Source organism: Streptomyces sp. rh34 (assembly GCF_002551245.1).
In the GTDB taxonomy this organism is placed as follows: domain Bacteria; phylum Actinomycetota; class Actinomycetes; order Streptomycetales; family Streptomycetaceae; genus Streptomyces.
Genome location: NZ_NTGZ01000153.1, coordinates 1 through 18,426, shown reverse-complemented (window position 1 = coordinate 18,426; position 18,426 = coordinate 1). Strand labels below are relative to the sequence as shown.

19 protein-coding genes are annotated in these 18,426 nt (G+C 70.7%); 12 read left to right on the top strand and 7 right to left on the bottom strand.

Features of this window, described 5'->3' with window-relative positions:
* From CR470_RS24705 to pssA, 8 genes are all read left to right on the top strand, one after another.
* Positions 1-398 (top strand): GNAT family N-acetyltransferase (locus tag CR470_RS24705; protein WP_373561442.1); only part of this gene is annotated, 398 nt, incomplete at its 5' end.
* A 354-nt stretch (positions 399-752) separates the two neighbouring features.
* Complete coding sequence (gene ccrA, locus CR470_RS24700; RefSeq protein WP_097869733.1) at positions 753-2,090, top strand: crotonyl-CoA carboxylase/reductase; 1,338 nt, start codon at positions 753-755, stop codon at positions 2,088-2,090.
* Between the two features lie 9 nt (positions 2,091-2,099).
* Complete coding sequence (locus CR470_RS24695) at positions 2,100-4,112, top strand: protein meaA (RefSeq protein ID WP_097869732.1); 2,013 nt, start codon at positions 2,100-2,102, stop codon at positions 4,110-4,112.
* The gene (locus CR470_RS24690; RefSeq protein WP_097869731.1) at positions 4,109-5,083 is read left to right on the top strand and encodes an HpcH/HpaI aldolase/citrate lyase family protein; all 975 of its coding nucleotides are present in this window, start codon (positions 4,109-4,111) and stop codon (positions 5,081-5,083) included. The genes CR470_RS24695 and CR470_RS24690 overlap by 4 nt, the downstream gene beginning before the upstream one ends.
* A gap of 2 nt (positions 5,084-5,085) precedes the next feature.
* The gene (locus CR470_RS24685) at positions 5,086-5,589 is read left to right on the top strand and encodes a MaoC family dehydratase (RefSeq protein ID WP_097869730.1); all 504 of its coding nucleotides are present in this window, start codon (positions 5,086-5,088) and stop codon (positions 5,587-5,589) included.
* A 49-nt stretch (positions 5,590-5,638) separates the two neighbouring features.
* Entirely contained in the window at positions 5,639-6,844 is a 1,206-nt protein-coding gene (locus CR470_RS24680; RefSeq protein ID WP_097869729.1) for an acyl-CoA dehydrogenase family protein, read from the top strand.
* Positions 6,845-7,024: 180 nt separating this feature from the next.
* Positions 7,025-7,672, top strand: a complete 648-nt coding sequence (locus CR470_RS24675) for a phosphatidylserine decarboxylase (protein ID WP_097869728.1) — start codon at positions 7,025-7,027, stop codon at positions 7,670-7,672.
* 22 nt (positions 7,673-7,694) lie between these two features.
* Positions 7,695-8,522 carry a CDP-diacylglycerol--serine O-phosphatidyltransferase gene (gene pssA, locus CR470_RS24670; protein WP_179892369.1) on the top strand — a complete coding sequence of 276 codons (828 nt, stop codon included), beginning with the start codon at positions 7,695-7,697 and terminating at the stop codon, positions 8,520-8,522.
* Between the two features lie 115 nt (positions 8,523-8,637).
* Here pssA and CR470_RS24665 read toward each other — a convergent pair whose 3' ends face one another.
* Genes CR470_RS24665 through CR470_RS24645 form a run of 5 tightly spaced genes read right to left on the bottom strand, consistent with a single transcriptional unit; the run spans position 8,638 to position 13,534 of the window.
* Entirely contained in the window at positions 8,638-9,891 is a 1,254-nt protein-coding gene (locus tag CR470_RS24665; protein ID WP_097869726.1) for an ABC transporter substrate-binding protein, read from the bottom strand.
* A complete protein-coding gene (locus tag CR470_RS24660; protein ID WP_097869725.1) occupies positions 9,888-11,060 on the bottom strand; it encodes a branched-chain amino acid ABC transporter permease in 1,173 nt (390 codons plus the stop codon). The genes CR470_RS24665 and CR470_RS24660 overlap by 4 nt, the downstream gene beginning before the upstream one ends.
* The gene (locus CR470_RS24655) at positions 11,053-11,943 is read right to left on the bottom strand and encodes a branched-chain amino acid ABC transporter permease (RefSeq protein WP_097869724.1); all 891 of its coding nucleotides are present in this window, start codon (positions 11,941-11,943) and stop codon (positions 11,053-11,055) included. The genes CR470_RS24660 and CR470_RS24655 overlap by 8 nt, the downstream gene beginning before the upstream one ends.
* Entirely contained in the window at positions 11,940-12,740 is an 801-nt protein-coding gene (locus CR470_RS24650) for an ABC transporter ATP-binding protein (RefSeq protein ID WP_097869734.1), read from the bottom strand. Before CR470_RS24650 ends, CR470_RS24655 begins: the two co-directional genes overlap by 4 nt.
* Entirely contained in the window at positions 12,737-13,534 is a 798-nt protein-coding gene (locus CR470_RS24645; RefSeq protein ID WP_030083621.1) for an ABC transporter ATP-binding protein, read from the bottom strand. Before CR470_RS24645 ends, CR470_RS24650 begins: the two co-directional genes overlap by 4 nt.
* Before the next feature lie 263 nt (positions 13,535-13,797).
* Between CR470_RS24645 and CR470_RS24640 the strand changes: the two genes are divergently transcribed.
* Positions 13,798-14,517 carry a PucR family transcriptional regulator gene (locus CR470_RS24640; protein WP_097869723.1) on the top strand — a complete coding sequence of 240 codons (720 nt, stop codon included), beginning with the start codon at positions 13,798-13,800 and terminating at the stop codon, positions 14,515-14,517.
* Between the two features lie 187 nt (positions 14,518-14,704).
* On the opposite strand, the gene CR470_RS24635 is transcribed toward CR470_RS24640, so the two are convergent.
* Positions 14,705-15,823: a glycerate kinase gene (locus CR470_RS24635; RefSeq protein ID WP_097869722.1), complete on the bottom strand. Its 1,119-nt coding sequence runs from the start codon at positions 15,821-15,823 to the stop codon at positions 14,705-14,707.
* A gap of 152 nt (positions 15,824-15,975) precedes the next feature.
* Here CR470_RS24635 and CR470_RS24630 point away from each other — a divergent pair, with 152 nt between their 5' ends.
* Positions 15,976-16,473 (top strand): NUDIX domain-containing protein, encoded by a 498-nt coding sequence (locus tag CR470_RS24630; protein ID WP_097869721.1) that lies wholly within the window; start codon positions 15,976-15,978, stop codon positions 16,471-16,473.
* Between the two features lie 44 nt (positions 16,474-16,517).
* Here the strand turns inward: CR470_RS24630 and CR470_RS24625 are convergent, their stop codons facing one another.
* Complete coding sequence (locus CR470_RS24625; RefSeq protein ID WP_007456667.1) at positions 16,518-16,718, bottom strand: type II toxin-antitoxin system VapB family antitoxin; 201 nt, start codon at positions 16,716-16,718, stop codon at positions 16,518-16,520.
* Positions 16,719-16,892: 174 nt separating this feature from the next.
* Here CR470_RS24625 and CR470_RS24620 point away from each other — a divergent pair, with 174 nt between their 5' ends.
* On the top strand, positions 16,893-17,675 hold the full coding sequence (locus CR470_RS24620) for a CoA transferase subunit A (RefSeq protein WP_097869720.1): 783 nt from the start codon (positions 16,893-16,895) through the stop codon (positions 17,673-17,675).
* Position 17,676: 1 nt separating this feature from the next.
* A complete protein-coding gene (locus tag CR470_RS24615) occupies positions 17,677-18,330 on the top strand; it encodes a 3-oxoacid CoA-transferase subunit B (RefSeq protein WP_097869719.1) in 654 nt (217 codons plus the stop codon).
* Positions 18,331-18,426 lie beyond the last annotated feature (96 nt).

Below are 18,426 nucleotides of genomic sequence, written 5' to 3'. Positions count from 1 at the left end.
ACGCGGCCGGGGCCGAGCTGATGGCGCTGGCCCACGAGCGGGCGTTCGGCACGGACGCGGGGCGGCTGCGCCGCCAGGTGCTGACGCGGCTGGAGCGGGCTCCGGACGACTTCGTGGCGCTGGTGGCGATGGCCGGCGGGGAGCCGGTCAGTTCGGCCCGTATGGAGCTGTATCCCGGCACCACGTTCGCCGGACTCTGGGGCGGCGGAACGGTCGCAGCGTGGCGCGGCAGGGGCCTGTACCGGGCCCTGGTCGCCCATCGGGCGGCCGTGGCCGCCGAGCGCGGCTACCGCTACCTCCAGGTCGACGCGACGGACATGTCGGCCCCGATCCTGACCCGGCTCGGCTTCACGGCGCTCGGCACGACGACGCCGTATGTGTACCGCCCGGCCGGGTAACCGCCTGCCAGCAGGACAGAACGTCCCGTAACGCCCATCGTGTTGCTCATGCGTGCCCACGGGATGACAAGTGAGAGAAATTGTTGGCACTGGGTGCCTTGTCAGGTGTCACGGAGTGCCATACGTTGAAGGTGTCCGGGCGGCCGGCGTGCTGAGACCTCACACGTACGCCGGCTGTCCCCGCAACCACCGTGCTGCGCGCCCGGACGCCTGCGTCACAGGCACCCTTCTGCTCCACCGGGCAAAGCCGAGCTCCACCCCGCCGAACCGACGGCACACACCTCCACACCGCTCTCCCCTGCCAGCAGGGCCCCTCAAGCGTTCCCTCGACGCCGCATCACCGGAGGCAACACCGTGAAGGAAATCCTGGACGCGATCCAATCGCACGACAGCACCGCCGCGGACTTCGCGGCCCTGTCCCTCCCCGAGTCCTACCGCGCGATCACCGTGCACAAGGACGAGGCGGAGATGTTCGCGGGGCTCGAAACCCGCGACAAGGATCCGCGCAAGTCGATCCACCTCGACGACGTCCCGGTCCCCGAACTCGGCCCCGGCGAGGCCCTCGTCGCCGTGATGGCCAGTTCGGTGAACTACAACTCCGTCTGGACCTCGATCTTCGAGCCCGTGTCGACGTTCAGCTTCCTGGAGCGCTACGGAAAGCTCAGCGAGCTGTCCAAGCGCCACGACCTGCCGTACCACGTCATCGGCTCCGACCTGGCGGGCGTCGTCCTGCGCACCGGGCCCGGCGTGAACGCCTGGAACCCGGGCGACGAGGTCGTCGCGCACTGTCTGTCGGTCGAGCTGGAGTCCTCCGACGGCCACAACGACACGATGCTCGACCCCGAGCAGCGGATCTGGGGCTTCGAGACCAACTTCGGCGGGCTCGCCGAGATCGCGCTCGTCAAGTCCAACCAGCTGATGCCCAAGCCCCAGCACCTCAGCTGGGAGGAGGCCGCGTCCCCGGGCCTGGTCAACTCGACCGCGTACCGCCAGCTCGTCTCGCGCAACGGCGCGGGCATGAAGCAGGGCGACAACGTGCTGATCTGGGGCGCCAGCGGCGGACTCGGCTCCTACGCCACCCAGTTCGCCCTGGCCGGCGGCGCCAACCCGATCTGTGTCGTCTCCAGCCCGGAGAAGGCCGACATCTGCCGGGCGATGGGAGCGGACGCGGTCATCGACCGCAACGCCGAGGGCTACAAGTTCTGGAAGGACGAGCACACCCAGGACCCCAAGGAGTGGAAGCGCTTCGGCAAGCGCATCCGCGAACTCACCGGCGGAGAGGACATCGACATCGTCTTCGAGCATCCGGGCCGCGAGACCTTCGGCGCCTCGGTCTACGTCACCCGCAAGGGCGGCACCATCACCACCTGCGCCTCCACCTCGGGCTACATGCACGAGTACGACAACCGCTACCTGTGGATGTCCCTCAAGCGCATCATCGGCTCGCACTTCGCCAACTACCGCGAGGCGTGGGAGGCCAACCGGCTGATCGCCAAGGGCAAGATCCACCCGACGCTCTCCAAGGTCTACTCCCTGGAGGACACCGGCCAGGCCGCGTACGACGTCCACCGCAACCTGCACCAGGGCAAGGTCGGCGTTCTCGCCCTGGCCCCCCGCGAGGGCCTCGGCGTGCGCGACCAGGACATGCGCGAGCAGCACATCGACGCCATCAACCGCTTCCGCAACGTCTGAGGTTCTCCGATGAACGAACGTCAGAAGGACCGGCCCTGGCTCATGCGGACGTACGCCGGTCACTCGACCGCCGAGGCGTCCAACGAGCTGTACCGCCGCAACCTCGCCAAGGGCCAGACGGGTCTCTCGGTCGCCTTCGATCTGCCCACGCAGACCGGATACGACCCGGACCACATTCTCGCCCGCGGGGAGGTGGGCCGTGTCGGTGTTCCCGTCTCGCACCTCGGTGACATGCGGCGGCTGTTCCAGGACATCCCCCTGGAGCAGATGAACACCTCGATGACGATCAACGCGACCGCCATGTGGCTGCTGGCGCTCTACCAGGTGGTCGCCCAGGAGCAGGGGGCCGACCCCGACAAGCTCCAGGGGACCACGCAGAACGACATCGTGAAGGAGTACCTCTCGCGCGGGACGCACGTCTTCCCGCCGGTGCCCTCGCTGCGGCTGACCACGGACATGATCACGTACACGGTCAACCGCATCCCCAAGTGGAACCCCATCAACATCTGCAGTTACCACCTCCAGGAGGCGGGGGCCACCCCGGTCCAGGAGATCGCGTACGCCATGTCCACCGCCATCGCGGTGCTCGACGCGGTCCGCGACTCGGGCCAGGTGCCCGAGGGGAAGTTCGGGGACGTGGTCGCCCGGATCTCGTTCTTCGTGAACGCGGGCGTCCGCTTCATCGAGGAGATGTGCAAGATGCGTGCCTTCGGCCGCATCTGGGACCGCGTCACGCGTGAGCGCTACGGCATCGAGAACCCCAAGCAGCGCCGCTTCCGCTACGGCGTCCAGGTCAACTCCCTCGGGCTGACCGAGGCACAGCCGGAGAACAACGTCCAGCGCATCGTCCTGGAGATGCTGGCCGTCACCCTCTCCAAGGACGCCCGCGCCCGCGCCGTACAGCTGCCGGCCTGGAACGAGGCGCTGGGGCTGCCCCGGCCCTGGGACCAGCAGTGGTCGCTGCGGATCCAGCAGGTGCTGGCGCACGAGAGCGATCTGCTGGAGTACGAGGACATCTTCGCCGGTTCGCACGTCATCGAGGCCAAGGTGGAGAGCCTGGTCGAGGAGTCGCTGGCGGAGATCGACCGGATCCAGCGGATGGGCGGCGCGATGGCGGCCGTCGAGTCCGGTTACCTCAAGTCGGAGCTGGTCTCCTCGCACGCGGCGCGGCGGGCCAGGATCGAGGGGGGCGAGGAGAAGATCGTCGGCGTCAACATCTACGAGTCCACCGAGCCCAACCCGCTCACCGCCGACCTCGACGGCGCGATCATGACGGTCGACCCCGAGAACGAGGCCCGGGTCGTCGCCGCCCTGCACGAATGGCGGGACAACCGCGACGAGGCGCGCGCCTCCGAGGCGCTGGCCGCGCTCAAGAAGGCGGCCGCGGGCACCGAGAACATGATGGAGGCCACCGTCGAGTGCGCCCGGGCCGGTGTCACCACCGGCGAGTGGTCCTGGGCGCTGCGGGACGTCTTCGGCGAGTTCCGCGCGCCCACCGGGGTCTCCTCGGCCCCGGTGGCGGTCACCGCCGAGCCGGGCAGCACGCTCGCCCTGGTCCGCGAGAAGGTCACCCGTACCGCCGCCGACCTGGGCGTGGGGCGGCTGCGCCTGCTGGTCGGCAAGCCGGGCCTGGACGGGCACTCCAACGGGGCCGAACAGATCGCCGTACGGGCCAGGGACGCCGGGTTCGAGGTCGTGTACCAGGGCATCCGGCTGACCCCCGAGCAGATCACCGACGCGGCGATCGCCGAGGACGTGCACTGCGTGGGCCTGTCGATCCTGTCCGGCTCGCACGCGGAGCTGGTGCCCGACGTCCTGCACCGGCTGCGCGAGGCCGGGGCCCCGGACATCCCGGTGATCGCGGGCGGCATCATCCCGCCGGCCGACGCCGCCGCACTCGTCGAAGCCGGTGTGGCCGCCGTCTTCACCCCGAAGGACTTCGGCATCACCGAGATCATCGGCCGTATCGTCGACGAGATCCGGAAAGCGAACAAGCTCGACCCTCTGGAGGTCCCCGCATGACCACGCCTACCCCGTCCGTGAACCGGCTGCGCCCCCGCCGCTCGTGTCTGGCCGTGCCGGGCTCGAACCCGCGCTTCCTGGAGAAGGCCCAGGGCCTCCCGGCGGACCAGGTCTTCCTGGACCTGGAGGACGCCTGCGCGCCGCTCGCCAAGGAGGGCGCGCGCCACACGATCGTGGACGCGCTGAACAGCGGTGACTGGAGCGGCAAGACCCGGGTCGTGCGGGTCAACGACTGGACGACCCACTGGACGTACCGGGACGTCATCACGGTCGTCGAGGGCGCGGGTCCCAACCTCGACTGCATCATGCTGCCGAAGGTCCAGGACGCCCAGCAGGTCGTGGCGCTGGATCTGCTGCTGACCCAGATCGAGAAGACGATGGGCTTCGAGGTCGGGAGGATCGGCATCGAGGCGCAGATCGAGAACGCCAAGGGCCTGGTGAACATCGACGACATCGCCGCCGCCTCGCCCCGCCTGGAGACGCTGATCTTCGGCCCTGCCGACTTCATGGCCTCGATCAACATGAAGACCCTGGTCGTCGGCCAGCAGCCGCCCGGCTACCCGGCGGACGCCTACCACTACATCCTGATGCGCATCCTGATGGCGGCCCGTACGCACGACCTCCAGGCGATCGACGGCCCGTTCCTCCAGATCCGTGACGTGGACGCCTACCGCGAGGTGGCCGGCCGCGCCGCCGCGCTCGGCTTCGACGGCAAGTGGGTGCTGCACCCGGGTCAGGTCGACGCGGCGAACGAGGTGTTCTCGCCCTCGCAGGAGGACTACGACCACGCGGAGCTGATCCTCGACGCCTATGACTGGTGCACCTCCGAGGAGGGCGGCAAGAAGGGTTCGGCGATGCTCGGCGACGAGATGATCGACGAGGCCAGCCGCAAGATGGCGCTCGTCATCGCGGGCAAGGGCCGGGCCGCCGGAATGCGGCGCACCTCCAAGTTCGAAGCCCCGGAGGCCTGATCATGCAGTTCGGACGCACTTATGAGGAGTTCGAGGTCGGTGCAGTCTACAAGCACTGGCCCGGAAAGACGGTCACGGAATACGACGACCACCTCTTCTGCCTGCTGACCATGAATCACCACCCGTTGCACATGGACAGCAACTACGCGGAGAGCACGACCGATTTCGGGAAGAACGTGGTCGTCGGCAACTACGTCTACTCGCTGCTGCTCGGCATGTCGGTGCCGGACGTCTCCGGAAAGGCCATCGCCAATCTGGAGGTCGAATCACTGAAGCACATCGCGCCGACCTTCCACGGTGACACGATCTACGGCGAGACGACCGTGCTGGACAAGACGCCGTCGAAGTCGAAGAACGACCGCGGCATCGTGTACGTGGAGACCAAGGGCTACAAGCAGGACGGCACCGTCGTCTGCGTGTTCCGCCGCAAGGTGATGGTCCCCACCGAGACGTACGTCAAGGAGCGCGGCGGAGAGCAGCCCGGCCGCCCGACGCCCGCCAGCTGACCGTCCGACGCCTTGAGACCATCCGCGTGAAGCCACAGGAGAAGCAGCCATGACGCGACTCGCCCAGACCGCCGGTCTGAACGACATCCAGCGGGAAATCCTCGCCACGGTCCGGGATTTCGTCGACAAGAAGATCATTCCTGTCGCGACCCAGCTGGAGCACCGCGACGAGTACCCCACGGAAATCGTCGAGGGACTGAAGGAACTCGGCCTGTTCGGGCTGATGATCCCCGAGGAGTACGGGGGTCTGGGTGAGTCGCTGCTCACCTACGCGCTGTGCGTGGAGGAGATCGCTCGCGGCTGGATGAGCGTGTCGGGCATCATCAACACGCACTTCATCGTGGCCTACATGCTCAAGCAGCACGGCACCCAGGAACAGAAGGAAACCTTCCTGCCGCGGATGGCGCTGGGCGAGGTGCGCGGGGCCTTCTCGATGTCGGAGCCGGCGCTCGGCTCGGATGTCTCGGCGATCTCGTCGAAGGGCGTGAGGGACGGCGAGGAGTACGTTCTCAACGGCCAGAAGATGTGGCTGACGAACGGCGGAACGTCGAATCTGGTGGCCGTGCTCTGCCGAAGTGACGAAGGCCACCCGGAGGGCACCGCGCCGCACAAGTCGATGACGACCTTCCTCGTCGAGAAGGAGCCCGGCTTCGGAGAGGTCCGGCCCGGCCTGACCATCCCCGGGAAGATCGACAAGATGGGCTACAAGGGCGTCGACACGACCGAGCTCATCATGGACGACCTGCGCATTCCGGCCAATCGTGTCCTCGGGGGCACGACCGGCCGAGGGTTTTACCAAATGATGGACGGCGTCGAGGTCGGGCGGGTGAATGTCGCCGCACGTGGTTGCGGCGTCGCGCAACGTGCGTTCGAGCTGGGCGTTTCGTACGCACAGCAGCGCCACACCTTCGGCAAACCGATCGCCCAGCACCAGGCGATCCAGTTCAAACTGGCCGAAATGGCCACCAAGGTCGAAGCCGCTCATGCGATGATGGTCAATGCGGCACGCAAAAAGGACTCCGGGGAACGAAACGACCTGGAGGCAGGGATGGCGAAGTACCTCGCCTCCGAGTACTGCAAGGAAGTCGTCGAGGACGCCTTCCGTATCCACGGCGGTTACGGCTTCTCCAAGGAGTACGAGATCGAGCGCCTCTACCGTGAGGCACCGATGCTGCTGATCGGTGAAGGTACCGCCGAGATCCAGAAAATGATCATTGGCCGGCGCCTCTTGGAGGAGTACCGATTCCAGGGCTGATTGTCCCTTTCGAGGCGATTTGGTGGCGAAGAACATCACACCAGGTCACCCTCGGCGGGTGCCTTTCCGCCGTCCGACTCGGCTGCTGGCTTGCCCAGTTGCGCCCGGCAACCGATAGCATCGCCGGAAAGCCGCCGTCCCCCGTTGCCAGCGCGGCATCATCCGCTACGAAGGTCATTCATGCCCGACAGCACTTCCTCCGCATCCCGCGGCGGGGTCCGCATCGCCCGCGGAGCATCGCCGTGGCTCCTGCCGACCGTCGCCACCGCAGCCCTCAGCCTGGCCCGCGCCCGCAAGTCGGGGCGCTGGGCAGCAGCGGCTGTGCCCACCACCGCGCTCGCGGCGGGCATGCTGTGGTTCTTCCGTGACCCCGAGCGCGAGATCACTGACGGCCGGGTCATCTCCCCGGCCGACGGTGTGGTGCAGAGCATCATGCCGTGGAAGGACGGGCGCACCCGCGTCGCGATCTTCATGAGCCCGCTCAACGTCCACGTCAACCGCGCTCCGCTGGCGGGCACCGTGACGTCGGTCGAGCACATCCCGGGCGGCTTCGTTCCGGCGTTCAACAAGGAGAGCGAGAACAACGAGCGCGTTGTCTGGCACTTCGACACGGAGCTCGGCGACATCGAGATGGTGCAGATCGCGGGAGCGGTCGCCCGTCGGATCGTGCCGTACCTCCCCCAGGGCACGAAGGTGGAGCAGGGCGAGCGCATCGGCCTGATCCGCTTCGGCTCCCGCGTGGACATCTACCTCCCGGAGGGTATCGATGTCGCGGTCGAGGTCGGTCAGGCCACCACCGCGGGGGTGACTCGAATTGACCGTGATTGATCCTGATACCAAGGCCGGCTGGGTGCCGGAGGCCGACGACGAGAGCGACGTCGACGGCGCGGAGGAGATGCCGCTCTCGATGCGGCTGTCGATAGCGGACACGCTCACGCTCGGTAACGCGACGTGCGGGTTCATGGCGGTGTACTTCACCACCACGGGCATTCTGATCCCGCACCTCACGGGCAGCGACGAGACGGGTATGGCCCGGCACTCGGCCGCCACCGCCGTGATCCTCATGCTGATGGCCGCGATCTTCGACCTGTTCGACGGTCTCGTGGCGCGCAAACTGCGCTCCTCGCCGATGGGCGCCGAGCTGGACAACCTCTCGGACCTCATCAGCTTCGGGCTCGCACCGGCCTACTTCGTGCTCGTGTACGGCATGGTCGCCGACGACGCCCATCAGCGGGTATCGGCGCTGGCGGCGATCGTCGTGTTGCTGGCGGTGGTGCTCAGGCTTGCGAGATTCTCCTGCGTGACGTTGAAGGACGGCATGTTCCAGGGGATGCCGAGCCCCTTCGGAGCGCTGACGGTCGTCTCGATCGTGCTCCTGGAGCTGCCCTTCCCGCCCACCCTGCTGGCGATCGTCGGTGTGGCGTGGCTGATGGTGAGCCGGGTGGAGTACCCCAAGCCGCGGGGCATCCTCGCGGTGGCGATGCTCGGCTGGATCGTGGCGGCGATGGGGCTGCTCGCCGCGTGGGCGTTCGACGCGCCCGGCGGTCAGCTGCTGCTCCAGACGGGCTGCGCGCTCCAGGTGGTGCTCGGTGCGGTGATCCCGCTGTTCGCCACGGCGCGACGGGTGAACACGTTCCGTGACAACCGGCGCGAGGCGCGGGCGGCACAGCTGCCGTAGCGGCGGACACGTGAAACAGGGCGAGGGCCCGGATGCTCCCCGGCATCCGGGCCCTCGTGCGTCACCCGCGCGCTCAGGCGTCCGCGGCCCCGCCTCCCGGCGAGCCGGTGAGGGCTCAGGAACCGGCGGTGAAGGACTCCGCAGCCGCGGCGACCTCGGCCGGCCGGACCACCTTCAGCCCGCCGGCGGCACCGGCGTCCGGCTTCATGATGACGCTCTCCCGGGTGGACGGTGCCTTCGGGTCCGAGAAGTCGTGCGACACCCCGAACTCGCTCCCGTACCCCTTGATCGTGAGCAGCGCCTTGTCGATGCCCTCGCGGGTGAGGTCCTTGTCGTCGCACGCCTTCGACAGCGCCTCGCCGAACAGGGAGGCCGCCGTGTAACCGGCGACGACGCCGTTGTCGAGGACGTCCTTCGGGTATTGGGCGGCGTACTCCTTCGCGAGCTTGGCGGGGCCGTCGCCCGGGTCCCCGATGGGCAGCGTGGAGGCGGCGATGTAGTAGTCCTTGAGCAGCGCGGGGCCCGCCTGGGTCTTCAACAGTTGCGGGGCGAAGGCCGAGTTGTTGCCGACGACCGGGACGTCGAAGCCGGTGGCCGCCGCGACGCCCACGAGCGAGGCCGCCTGGCGCGGGCCCGCGCTGACGATCACGGCCTTGACCCCGGCCTGCTTGAGGGCGGCGACCTGGGCCGTCATGTCGTTGTCGGTCGGCTTGATCTTCTGCTCGACGACGGTCAGCCCGGCCTCCTTCGCCGCGTGCTTCGAGCCGACGAGCGCGTTCTCACCGTAGTCGCCCTCGAAGTACACATGACCGATCTTGTCGCCCTTCGCGATGCGCTTCTCGGCGAGGAGGTAGTCGATGAGGTTGATCGTCTCGACGTCGTAGGTGGCGCCGATGACCCGGATGTACGGGGATCCCAGCAGATTCGCCGACCAGGCCTGCGGCAGCACGAGGCCCTTGTCCTTGCCGTCGATGCGCTGCTCGACGGCGGCGACGAACGGGGAGCCGATGAACTGGGCGAAGCCCACCACCTTAGGTTCCAGCTCGGTGTACGCGGCGATCGCCTTCTGCGGATCGTATCCGTGGTCGCGGACCGTCAGTTCGATCTTCCGGTCGCAGATGCCGCCTTCCTCGTTCGTCTGCTTGACCCACAGCTGCTGCGCCTGCGTGACGCTCTTGCCCAGCGAGGCGTAGACGCCGGTCATGTCGGTCAGCACACCGAGGGAGATCGTCGAGGAGGAGACCCCGGGCCCCGTCTTGATCCCGCCCTCGCCCTCCTCGGCCGCCTTGCCGTCGGTCGCCTTTCCGCTGCACCCGACGAGGGTGACGGCGAGGGTCGCGACCACGGCCGTGAGCACTCTGAGTTTCATGACTTCTCCCCTGGATTCTTCGGAGCCTTCGGCTTCTTCGTGCGTGCGAGGCCGAGGCGGGCAAGGCCGCCGGGCAGGAACAGGACCGCCGCGACCACCGCGGCGCCGTACAGATAGCGGGACGCCTCCCCGGGTGCCAGCCCGCCCGTGCCGGGAGCGGAGACCAGCGGCAGGGAGTCGCTGTAGTGCGTGAACACCTGCGGGAGCAGGGAGACGAAGGCGGCGCCGATCACGGCTCCGGCGACGCTGCCGAGCCCGCCGATGACGATCATGGCGAGGTATTCGAGGGACAGGATCATGCCGAAGTACTCGGGCACGGTCCGCTGGAAGACCAGGGCGAGCAGGACGCCCGCGAGGCCCGCGTACATCGAGGACAGGACGAAGACGCCGGCCCGGTAGCGGGCCACCGGCACGCCCATCACCCCGGCCGCGATCCGGTGGTCGCGGATGGCGTTCATCGCCCGTCCGGGCCGGCCGCGCAGCACCCCCCGGGCGAACAGCGCGCTCAGCAGGAGCGCGACCAGGCCCGCGTACCAGAGCTTCTCCGAGGAGCCGAACGGTACGGCGGCGACGACGACTTCGGTGTCGTCGAAGGTGAAGCCGAACAGTGACAGCGGCGGTACGGCCCTGCCGTTGTAACCGCCGGTCAGTGAGCCCGCGTTGAACAGGACGTGCTGCCCGATGAAGATCAGCGCGAGGGTCGCGATGCCGAGGTACGCGCCGCGCAGCCGGCCGGCGATGGGGCTGAAGAGCCCGCCCGCCGCACCGGCGAGCAGCACGGCGAGGACCGCGGCCAGCCAGGTGGGCAGCCCGAGCCCGGTCAGCGTGTGCCCGTTCTCGGTACTGCTCTCGCCCGCCAGGACGCAGTAGCCGTACGCGCCGACCGCGAGGAAGAACGCGTGGCCCATGGAGAGCTGCCCGGTGGCGCCGGTGAGCATGTTGAGCCCGATGGCGCCGATCGCCGCCGCCATCGCGAAGAGTCCGGCCTGGAGCCAGAAGCGGTCCAGGTAGAAGGGGAGGACGAGGAGCAGGAGGGAGCCGATGAGGACGGCGTACGTACGGGGTCGGCGCAGCCGGTCGGTGAGGCTCTCCGTGCCGCCGCCGGGTGCGGTGGCGGGCGCGGCAGGGGCGTCCGGGGCCGGGGCGGCTTCGGCGGTGGTGTCAGACACGGGCCAGCTCCTTCGTGCCGAAGAGTCCCGCGGGCCGGATGAGCAGGACCGCCACCATCACCAGGTAGGGCGCGAGGTCGCCGATGCCCCGGCCGAGGAAGGAGAGGTCGCTCTGGTAGCCGGTGGCGAGCGACTCGGTGACGCCGACGATGAGTCCCCCGGCGAGCGCCCCGGTGGTGGAGTCGAGTCCGCCGAGGATCGCGGCGGGGAACGCCTTGAGCGCGGCGAGCGAGGTGGCGCGTTCGAGGCCCGGGGTCGGGAAGACGGTGAGGAAGAGGGCGGCGACGGCGGCGAGCGCTCCGGCGACCGCCCAGGCGGCGAGCGAGACCCGCCCCAGCTTGATGCCCATGAGCGCCGCCGTCTGCGGGTTCTCGGCGGCGGCCCGCATCGACACGCCCCACGAGGTGTAGCGGAAGGCGAGCAGGAACACCGTGATCAGCAGCCCGGCGGCGAGGAACGCGGCGATCCGGGTCTGGGCGAGGGTGATGCCGCCGATGTGGACGACCTCGTTGCCCCAGGGGTCTCCGAGGGCGAGCACGTCCGTGCCCATCCGGCGGGTGAGTTCGGTGATCAGGAGGATGTCGACGCCGATGGTGACGATGGCCAGGACGCTGTGGTCGCTGCCCCGGTAGCGGCGCATCACGAAGAACTCGATGGCCGCCCCGACGGATGCCGCGCCCGCGATCCCGACGAGCAGCGCGGGCCAGAACCCGATGTCGTCGTGGAGCACGGCGGTGACGTAGCCGCCCGCCAGCAGCAGGGACGCGTGGGCGAAGTTGACGACCTCGGTGGCCTTGAAGATGACGACGAACCCGAGCGCGATGAGGGCGTAGACCGAGCCGATCGACAGGCCGCCGAGGAGGAGTTCGACGAACGTGGTCATTGAGGTGCTCCCAAGTAGGCCTGGACGACGGCCGGGTCGTTCTGGACCTCGGCGGGGGTGCCCCCGGCGATCCGTCGTCCGAAGTCGAGTACGGTCACCGCGTCCGCGAGCCGCATCACCACCCCCATGTCGTGCTCGACCAGCACGATGGAGATGCCGAGGCTGTCGCGTACGTCGGCCACGACGGCGGCGGTACGGCGGCGTTCGTCCGCGGTCATCCCGGCGATCGGTTCGTCCAGCAGCAGGACCTTCGGCTCCATGCACAGGGCGCGGCCCAGCTCGACGAGCTTCTGCTGCCCGTACGGCAGCGATCCCGCCGGGCGCTCCAACTCCTGTTCCAGGCCGATGAATTCGGCGACCTCGCGGACCCGGTCGCGGTGGCGTCGTTCCTCGCGGGCCGCGGAGGGCAGCCGCAGGCCGGTGGCGAGAAACCCGGAGCGGGTCAGCCGGTGGCGGCCGAGCAGGAGGCTGTCGGCGACGGTCGCGTGCGGGGGCAGCGCCAGGTTCTGGAAGGTGCGCGCGACCCCGAGGTCCGCGATGGCGTGCGGCGGGAGTCCGGTGAGTTCGGTGTCGCCGAGGCGGACGTGCCCGGAGGTGGCGCGGTAGACGCCGGACAGGACGTTGAAGCAGGTGGACTTGCCCGCGCCGTTGGGCCCGATGACGGCGTGCACACTGCCGGGTTCGACGGTGAACGAGACGCCGTCCAGGGCGGTAAGCCCGGAGAAGCGGACGGTGACGTCCTCGACGGCGAGTGCGGCCGTCGTGCTGTGCGCGGAGGCCGTGGCGGTGGTGGTCACGCGGACCACCTGCTCAGGGTGCGGCGGGTCCGGGCTGCCGGGTCCGCGTCGGCCGCCGCGTCCTCGTCGACGACGCCGAGGTAGCGGCGGCGCACCTCGTCGGACGCGGCGAGTTCGTCGGCGGGCCCGGACAGGGCGACCTCGCCGACGTCGAGGACGTACGCCGTGGAGGCGAGCCGCAGCGCGATGGCCGCGTTCTGCTCGACGAGCATGACGGAGGTGCCGCTCGCGTTGATCTCCTGGACGGTCTCGGCGATCCTGGCCGCCATCAGCGGGGCGAGGCCGAGTGAGGGCTCGTCCAGCAGGAGCAGCCTGGGCCCCGCCATCAGGGCGCGGCCCATCGCCAGCATCTGCTGCTCGCCGCCGGACAGCAGCCCGGCCCGCTGGTGCGCGCGGTCGGCGAGCACCGGGAACAGCTCGTGGACGCGGGCCAGTGCGGCGCCCGTCTCCTTGCGTCCGCCGCGCGCCCCGAGGGCGCCTGCCCGCAGGTTGTCGGCCACCGTCATCCGCGCGAAGACCTGCCGGCCCTCCGGTACCTGGACCACTCCGGCGGCCACCACCTGGGCGGGCCGCAGCCCCTCCAGGGGGCGGCCGTCGAACCGGATGGTTCCGGTGCCCGTCCCGCGGTGGAAGCCGAGGGTCCGCGACACGGCCCGCAGCAGCGTGGTCTTGCCCGCGCCGTTGCCGCCGAGTACGGCGGTGATCCCGCCGTCCGGCACATCGACGGAGATGTCGCGCAGCGCCCGGACCGGGCCGTAGCCGACGGACAGCCCGCGGATCTCTAGCGTTGCCATGCGTCCTCCTCCTTCCGCCTTGTCGTCCCGCGTTCACCTGTCGTGCTCATCGGTGAAGGCATGGCGTCGTGTGTGGTGCCACAGACCAGCACCGGGCGGGAGTCGCGTCCACGGCGCGGGGCCGACTCGATGCGGGCGACCAGCCAACGAAGGGCCTCGTTGTGCACGCGCACAGACGCGGTGACGGGCGGGCGCCCGCCCGCGCGGGCGCTGGCATCCTCATCGGTCATCAGGAACGCCCGGAACCGGGGACGGAGCGGCGGATGCGGCGTGGGACGCGGTACGGGGCCCTGCTCGGCCCGCTGCTGGCGGGCGGGGCGCCACCGGACCTGGTGGAGCGTGCGGCGCGCGGCCTCGGGTTGCCGGAACGGGGGCGTTACGCGGTGGTGGTGCTGGGCGCGCCCGTGCCGGAGTGCGCGGTGGCGGAGGGCCCGGACGGGGACGGGGCGCGCTGGTGGTGGTGCGGCGCGGAGGACGGGGACGTCGCCGTGGTGCTGCTGGGTGCGGCGGGCCCGGACGGGGCGGTGGCGTGGCTCGGGGAGCACGGGGCGGGGCCGGGAGGCATGAGTCCGGTGGTGGGCTCGCCGGCGGAGCTGGGCTCGGCGCGGCGGCTCGCGGGCACGGCGCTGCTGACGTGTGCGCCCGCGAGCCGGGAGGTCGTACGGCTCGACGAGCGGCTGCCGGCGGCCCTGCTGGTGAGCGGGCCGGAGCTGTCGGCCCGGCTCCTCGCGGAGGTGTTCGGTCCGCTGCTGGCGCTGGTTCCGGCGGACCGTGCGGTGCTGGTCGGTACGTTGGAGGCGTGGCTGGAGTGCGGGGGTTCGGTGGGGCGGGCCGCGGTACGGCTGCGGTGTCATCGCAACACGGTGTTCAACCGGCTGCGGCGGCTGGAGCGGCTGACCGGGCGCTCGCTGTCACGGCCACGTGAGCTGGTCGACCTGGTGCTGGCGCTGGACGTACTGAGACTGTCGTCCGCCCCGCCGTGAGGCGGGGCGCGGGCGGGGTGGGCGGCGCGGGCGAGGCGCGTCGGCCCGGAATGCGGCGCACCCCGGGCCGGCGCGGGTGCGACGGCCCGGGGTGCGGGAGGGGCCAGGCGTCTGCTCGGGCCCCTCCCTGTGCTCTCCCCGAACGGCCAGCTCCCCGTACGCCTGCTCCCCGTACGCCTGCTCCGCGTCAGCGCGGCAGGAAGTCCCGGGCGATCGACTCCGCCGCCCGCTCCAGCAGCGGCCCGGCCTGGGCCATGGAAACGGCCGGGTCCGGTTCCAGGTCGGCCAGGGCGTAGGCGCGGCGGATGCCCGCCTTCTCCAGGGCCTCCGGGGGCAGGGCGAGCCGGCCGCAGACCGCGACGACCTCGATCCCGGCCGCGCGGGCGGCGGCGGCGACCCCGGCCGGGGCCTTGCCGTGCAGCGTCTGCTCGTCCAGCGAGCCCTCGCCCGTGATGACCAGCGTGGCGCGGGCGAGCGCGGGGGCGAAGCCGAGCACGTCGAGCATCACCTCGATGCCGGGGCGGAAGCGGGCGCCGAGGGCGACGAGCGCCCCGTAGCCGATGCCTCCGGCCGCGCCCGCGCCGGGCAGCGCCGCCGTCTCCGGCCCCAGGATCGAGGCGTAGTGCGCCAGGGCCGCGTCGAGGACCGCGATGTCCTCCTCGCTCGCGCCCTTCTGCCGGCCGTACACCTCGGGGGCGCCCTTGGGCCCCGTCAGCGGGTTGTCCACGTCACTGGCCAGGACCAGGTCGATGTCCGCCAGCCGGGGGTCGAGCCCCGAGAGGTCGGCCTCCGCCAGCTCCGCGAGAGGGCCGCCGCCGGGGCCCACGGGCTTGCCGTCCGCGTCCAGGAAGCGTGCTCCGAGGGCGGCGAGCATGCCCGCGCCGCCGTCCGTGGTGGCGCTGCCGCCGACCCCGAACACCAGCGTCGTCGCCCCCGCCTCCAGAGCGGCCAGCAGCAGCTCGCCCGAGCCGTACGTGGTGGCCGTGAGCGGGGCGAACACCCCGTCGGGCAGGTGCTGGAGGCCCGAGGCCTCGGCCATCTCCACCACGGCGGTGGACCCGCGCAGGGCGTACGCCGCCGTCACCGGGTCCCCGAGAGGACCGGTCACCCGCGCCTCGCGGCGCTCGAATCCGGCGGCCACCGCCGCCGCGACCGTGCCGTCGCCGCCGTCCGCGACCGGCAGGGTCTCCACCCGCACGTCGGGGACGACGCGCCGCAGCCCGGCCGTCACCCGCTCCGCGACCTGCACGGCCGTGAGCGAGCCCTTGAACTTGTCCGCCGCCACGAGCACGCGGGCGGTCTCCACATCTGCTCCGTTCGTCACCTTGCATCCCTTGCTTTCGAACAGGCAGTCGCGCCGCCCCGACCTTATCCGCACGTCCCCTGATCTGCCCATGGCTATCCACGGTCGCGCGATCGGGCCCCGGGGGCCGGGCCGCCGCCACTACGCTGTCGGCCGTGACGACTCCCGATGCCGCCAACGCCACGTACATCGCCGGGCTCCCCCGGGTTCTTTCCGCCGCCGCCTCGCTCTTCCGTGACACGGAGGGACGGCTCCTCCTCGTCGAGCCGAACTACCGCGAGGGCTGGGCGCTGCCCGGCGGGACCGTCGAGTCGGAGGCGGGTGAGGGGCCCCGGCAGGCCGCGCAGCGCGAGACGGCGGAGGAGATCGGCCTCGACCTGGCGCCGGGACGGCTGCTCGCCGTGGACTGGGCGCGGGGCTCCGGCCGCCCGCCGATCGTGGCGTACCTGTACGACGGCGGGGTGCTCACCGCGGACCAGCTGGCGGCCATCCGGCTCCAGGAGGAGGAACTGCTGTCCTGGCGGCTGGTGGCGCCCGCCGAGCTGGACGGCTTTCTGCTCGGCCCGCTCGGCGGCCGGGTACGGGCGGCGCTGGAGGTCCTGGCGTCCGGCGGCGGAACCGTGGAGCTGGAGGACGGCGAACCGGTCGCGTAGGACCGGTCGCGAAGGGGGCGAGGGGGCGAGGGGGCGAGGGATGATCAGCCCTGCTGTGCCTCGGGCTTGATCTCCGTGTCGCGCACCGCCCCCTCGCGGTCGGCGACGAGGGCCTCGGTGCGGTGGCCGCGCGCGATGTAGTCGCGTACCACGAGTTCGACGGCGTCCTGCGGGTTGCCGACCCCCGCGAGCACCATCACTTCGACGACGAGTTCGGCATCCAGACTGACAGTCACCTTGGCCATGCGCGGACCCTACCCCGGCGTGTTCCGCACACGGGCCGGATTCCCCGAGGAGCATCGCTCCGGACCGTCGCGACCACCACCCGGACCGGCCCCGCTATGGGGTCGGCCGCCATCGCCGCGAGCCGTCACCGGTTCCTAGTCTCATGCGCAGTCGATGAGGCGAGAGGTGGACGGATGAGCAGGGACAAGGTGGTCGCCGACGCGGCGGACGCGGTCGCGGACGTCGAGCGCGGGGCGTCGCTGGCGGTGGGCGGATTCGGGCTGTGCGGTATTCCCAGTGTGCTGATCCACGCCCTGCTGGAGCGGGGCGCCGGTGAGCTGAGGGTGGTGTCCAACAACTGCGGGGTGGACGACTGGGGCCTGGGCCTCCTGCTGCGGGAGGGGCTGATCTCGCGGATGACCAGCTCCTACGTAGGGGAGAACAAGGAGTTCGCGCGCCAGTACCTCCAGGGTGAGTTGGAGGTGGAACTCGTCCCCCAGGGCACTCTCGCGGAACGGTTGCGGGCCGGCGGTTCGGGCATCCCGGCGTTCTACACGCCGGCCGGCGCGGGCACCACGATCGCGGAGGGCGGTCTGGCCTGGCGCCACGGTACGGACGGCTCCGTCGCGGTGGCCTCGCCGCCCAAGGAGAGCAGGACCTTCGGCGGGCGCGAGCACATCCTGGAGGAGGGCATCACGACCGACTTCGCGCTGGTGCGCGCGGCCGTGGGCGACCGGCACGGGAACCTCCGCTTCGACTCCTCCGCCCGCAACTTCAACCCGCAGGCCGCGATGGCCGGGCGCATCACCGTGGCGGAGGTGGAGGAACTCGTCGAGCCCGGCGAACTCGCCCCCGACGACGTCCATCTGCCGGGGATCTTCGTCCAGCGGGTCGTCCTCGTCGGAAGCGCCGACCCGCGTGCCGAGAAGCGCGTCGAGCGCCGTACCGTCCGCCCCGCCCACAAAGGGAAGCGCTGAGATGCCGCTGACGCGTACGCAGATGGCGGCCCGCGCCGCCCGGGAGCTGAAGGACGGCGCCTACGTCAACCTCGGCATCGGTCTGCCGACGCTGATCCCCGACCAGCTGCCGGGCGGCGTCGAGGTGGTCTTCCACTCGGAGAACGGCCTTCTCGGCGTCGGCCCCTACCCCGTCGCTTCCGAGGTCCGGCCCGACCTGATCAACGCGGGCAAGGAGACCGTGACGCTGCTGCCCGGGGCGTCCTGTGTCGACTCCGCGCTCTCCTTCGCGATGATCCGCGGCGGGCACATCGACGTCGCGGTCCTGGGGGCGATGCAGGTGTCCGCCTCCGGCGACCTCGCCAACTGGGTGATCCCCGGCGCGATGGTCAAGGGCATGGGAGGCGCCATGGATCTCGTCCACGGCGCCCGGCACGTCATCGTGTTGACGGAGCACACAGCGCGCGACGGTTCCCCCAAGCTGCTCGGGGAGTGCACCCTGCCCCTCACCCGCCGGGGCGTGGTGCACCGGATCATCACCGATCTCGCGGTGCTCGACGTCACCCCCGGCGGTTTCCTGCTGCGGGAGGTGGCCGACGGGGTGACGGTGGATCAGGTGCGTGCCGCGACCGGGGCGGAGCTGGCCGTGGCGCACGACCTCGCACCGGCTGCCTGAGCACCGGCGGCCCGAGCGCCTGTGGTGAGCCGCGCGCCTGCGGCCCGTGCGCCCGGGGCTCGCGCCCCGTCCGGGGCCTGTCTCTTATACACATCT

What these genes read in the sequence shown, in the direction of transcription:
- CR470_RS24695 (WP_097869732.1), top strand. Translation starts at nt 2,100, where the DNA reads ATGAACGAACGTCAGAAGGACCGGCCCTGGCTCATGCGGACGTACGCC.
- CR470_RS24690 (WP_097869731.1), top strand. Translation starts at nt 4,109, where the DNA reads ATGACCACGCCTACCCCGTCCGTGAACCGGCTGCGCCCCCGCCGCTCG.
- CR470_RS24685 (WP_097869730.1), top strand. Translation starts at nt 5,086, where the DNA reads ATGCAGTTCGGACGCACTTATGAGGAGTTCGAGGTCGGTGCAGTCTAC.
- CR470_RS24680 (WP_097869729.1), top strand. Translation starts at nt 5,639, where the DNA reads ATGACGCGACTCGCCCAGACCGCCGGTCTGAACGACATCCAGCGGGAA.
- CR470_RS24675 (WP_097869728.1), top strand. Translation starts at nt 7,025, where the DNA reads ATGCCCGACAGCACTTCCTCCGCATCCCGCGGCGGGGTCCGCATCGCC.
- CR470_RS24665 (WP_097869726.1), bottom strand. Translation starts at nt 9,891, where the DNA reads ATGAAACTCAGAGTGCTCACGGCCGTGGTCGCGACCCTCGCCGTCACC.
- CR470_RS24655 (WP_097869724.1), bottom strand. Translation starts at nt 11,943, where the DNA reads ATGACCACGTTCGTCGAACTCCTCCTCGGCGGCCTGTCGATCGGCTCG.
- CR470_RS24645 (WP_030083621.1), bottom strand. Translation starts at nt 13,534, where the DNA reads ATGGCAACGCTAGAGATCCGCGGGCTGTCCGTCGGCTACGGCCCGGTC.
- CR470_RS24640 (WP_097869723.1), top strand. Translation starts at nt 13,798, where the DNA reads ATGCGGCGTGGGACGCGGTACGGGGCCCTGCTCGGCCCGCTGCTGGCG.
- CR470_RS24625 (WP_007456667.1), bottom strand. Translation starts at nt 16,718, where the DNA reads ATGGCCAAGGTGACTGTCAGTCTGGATGCCGAACTCGTCGTCGAAGTG.
- CR470_RS24620 (WP_097869720.1), top strand. Translation starts at nt 16,893, where the DNA reads ATGAGCAGGGACAAGGTGGTCGCCGACGCGGCGGACGCGGTCGCGGAC.
- CR470_RS24615 (WP_097869719.1), top strand. Translation starts at nt 17,677, where the DNA reads ATGCCGCTGACGCGTACGCAGATGGCGGCCCGCGCCGCCCGGGAGCTG.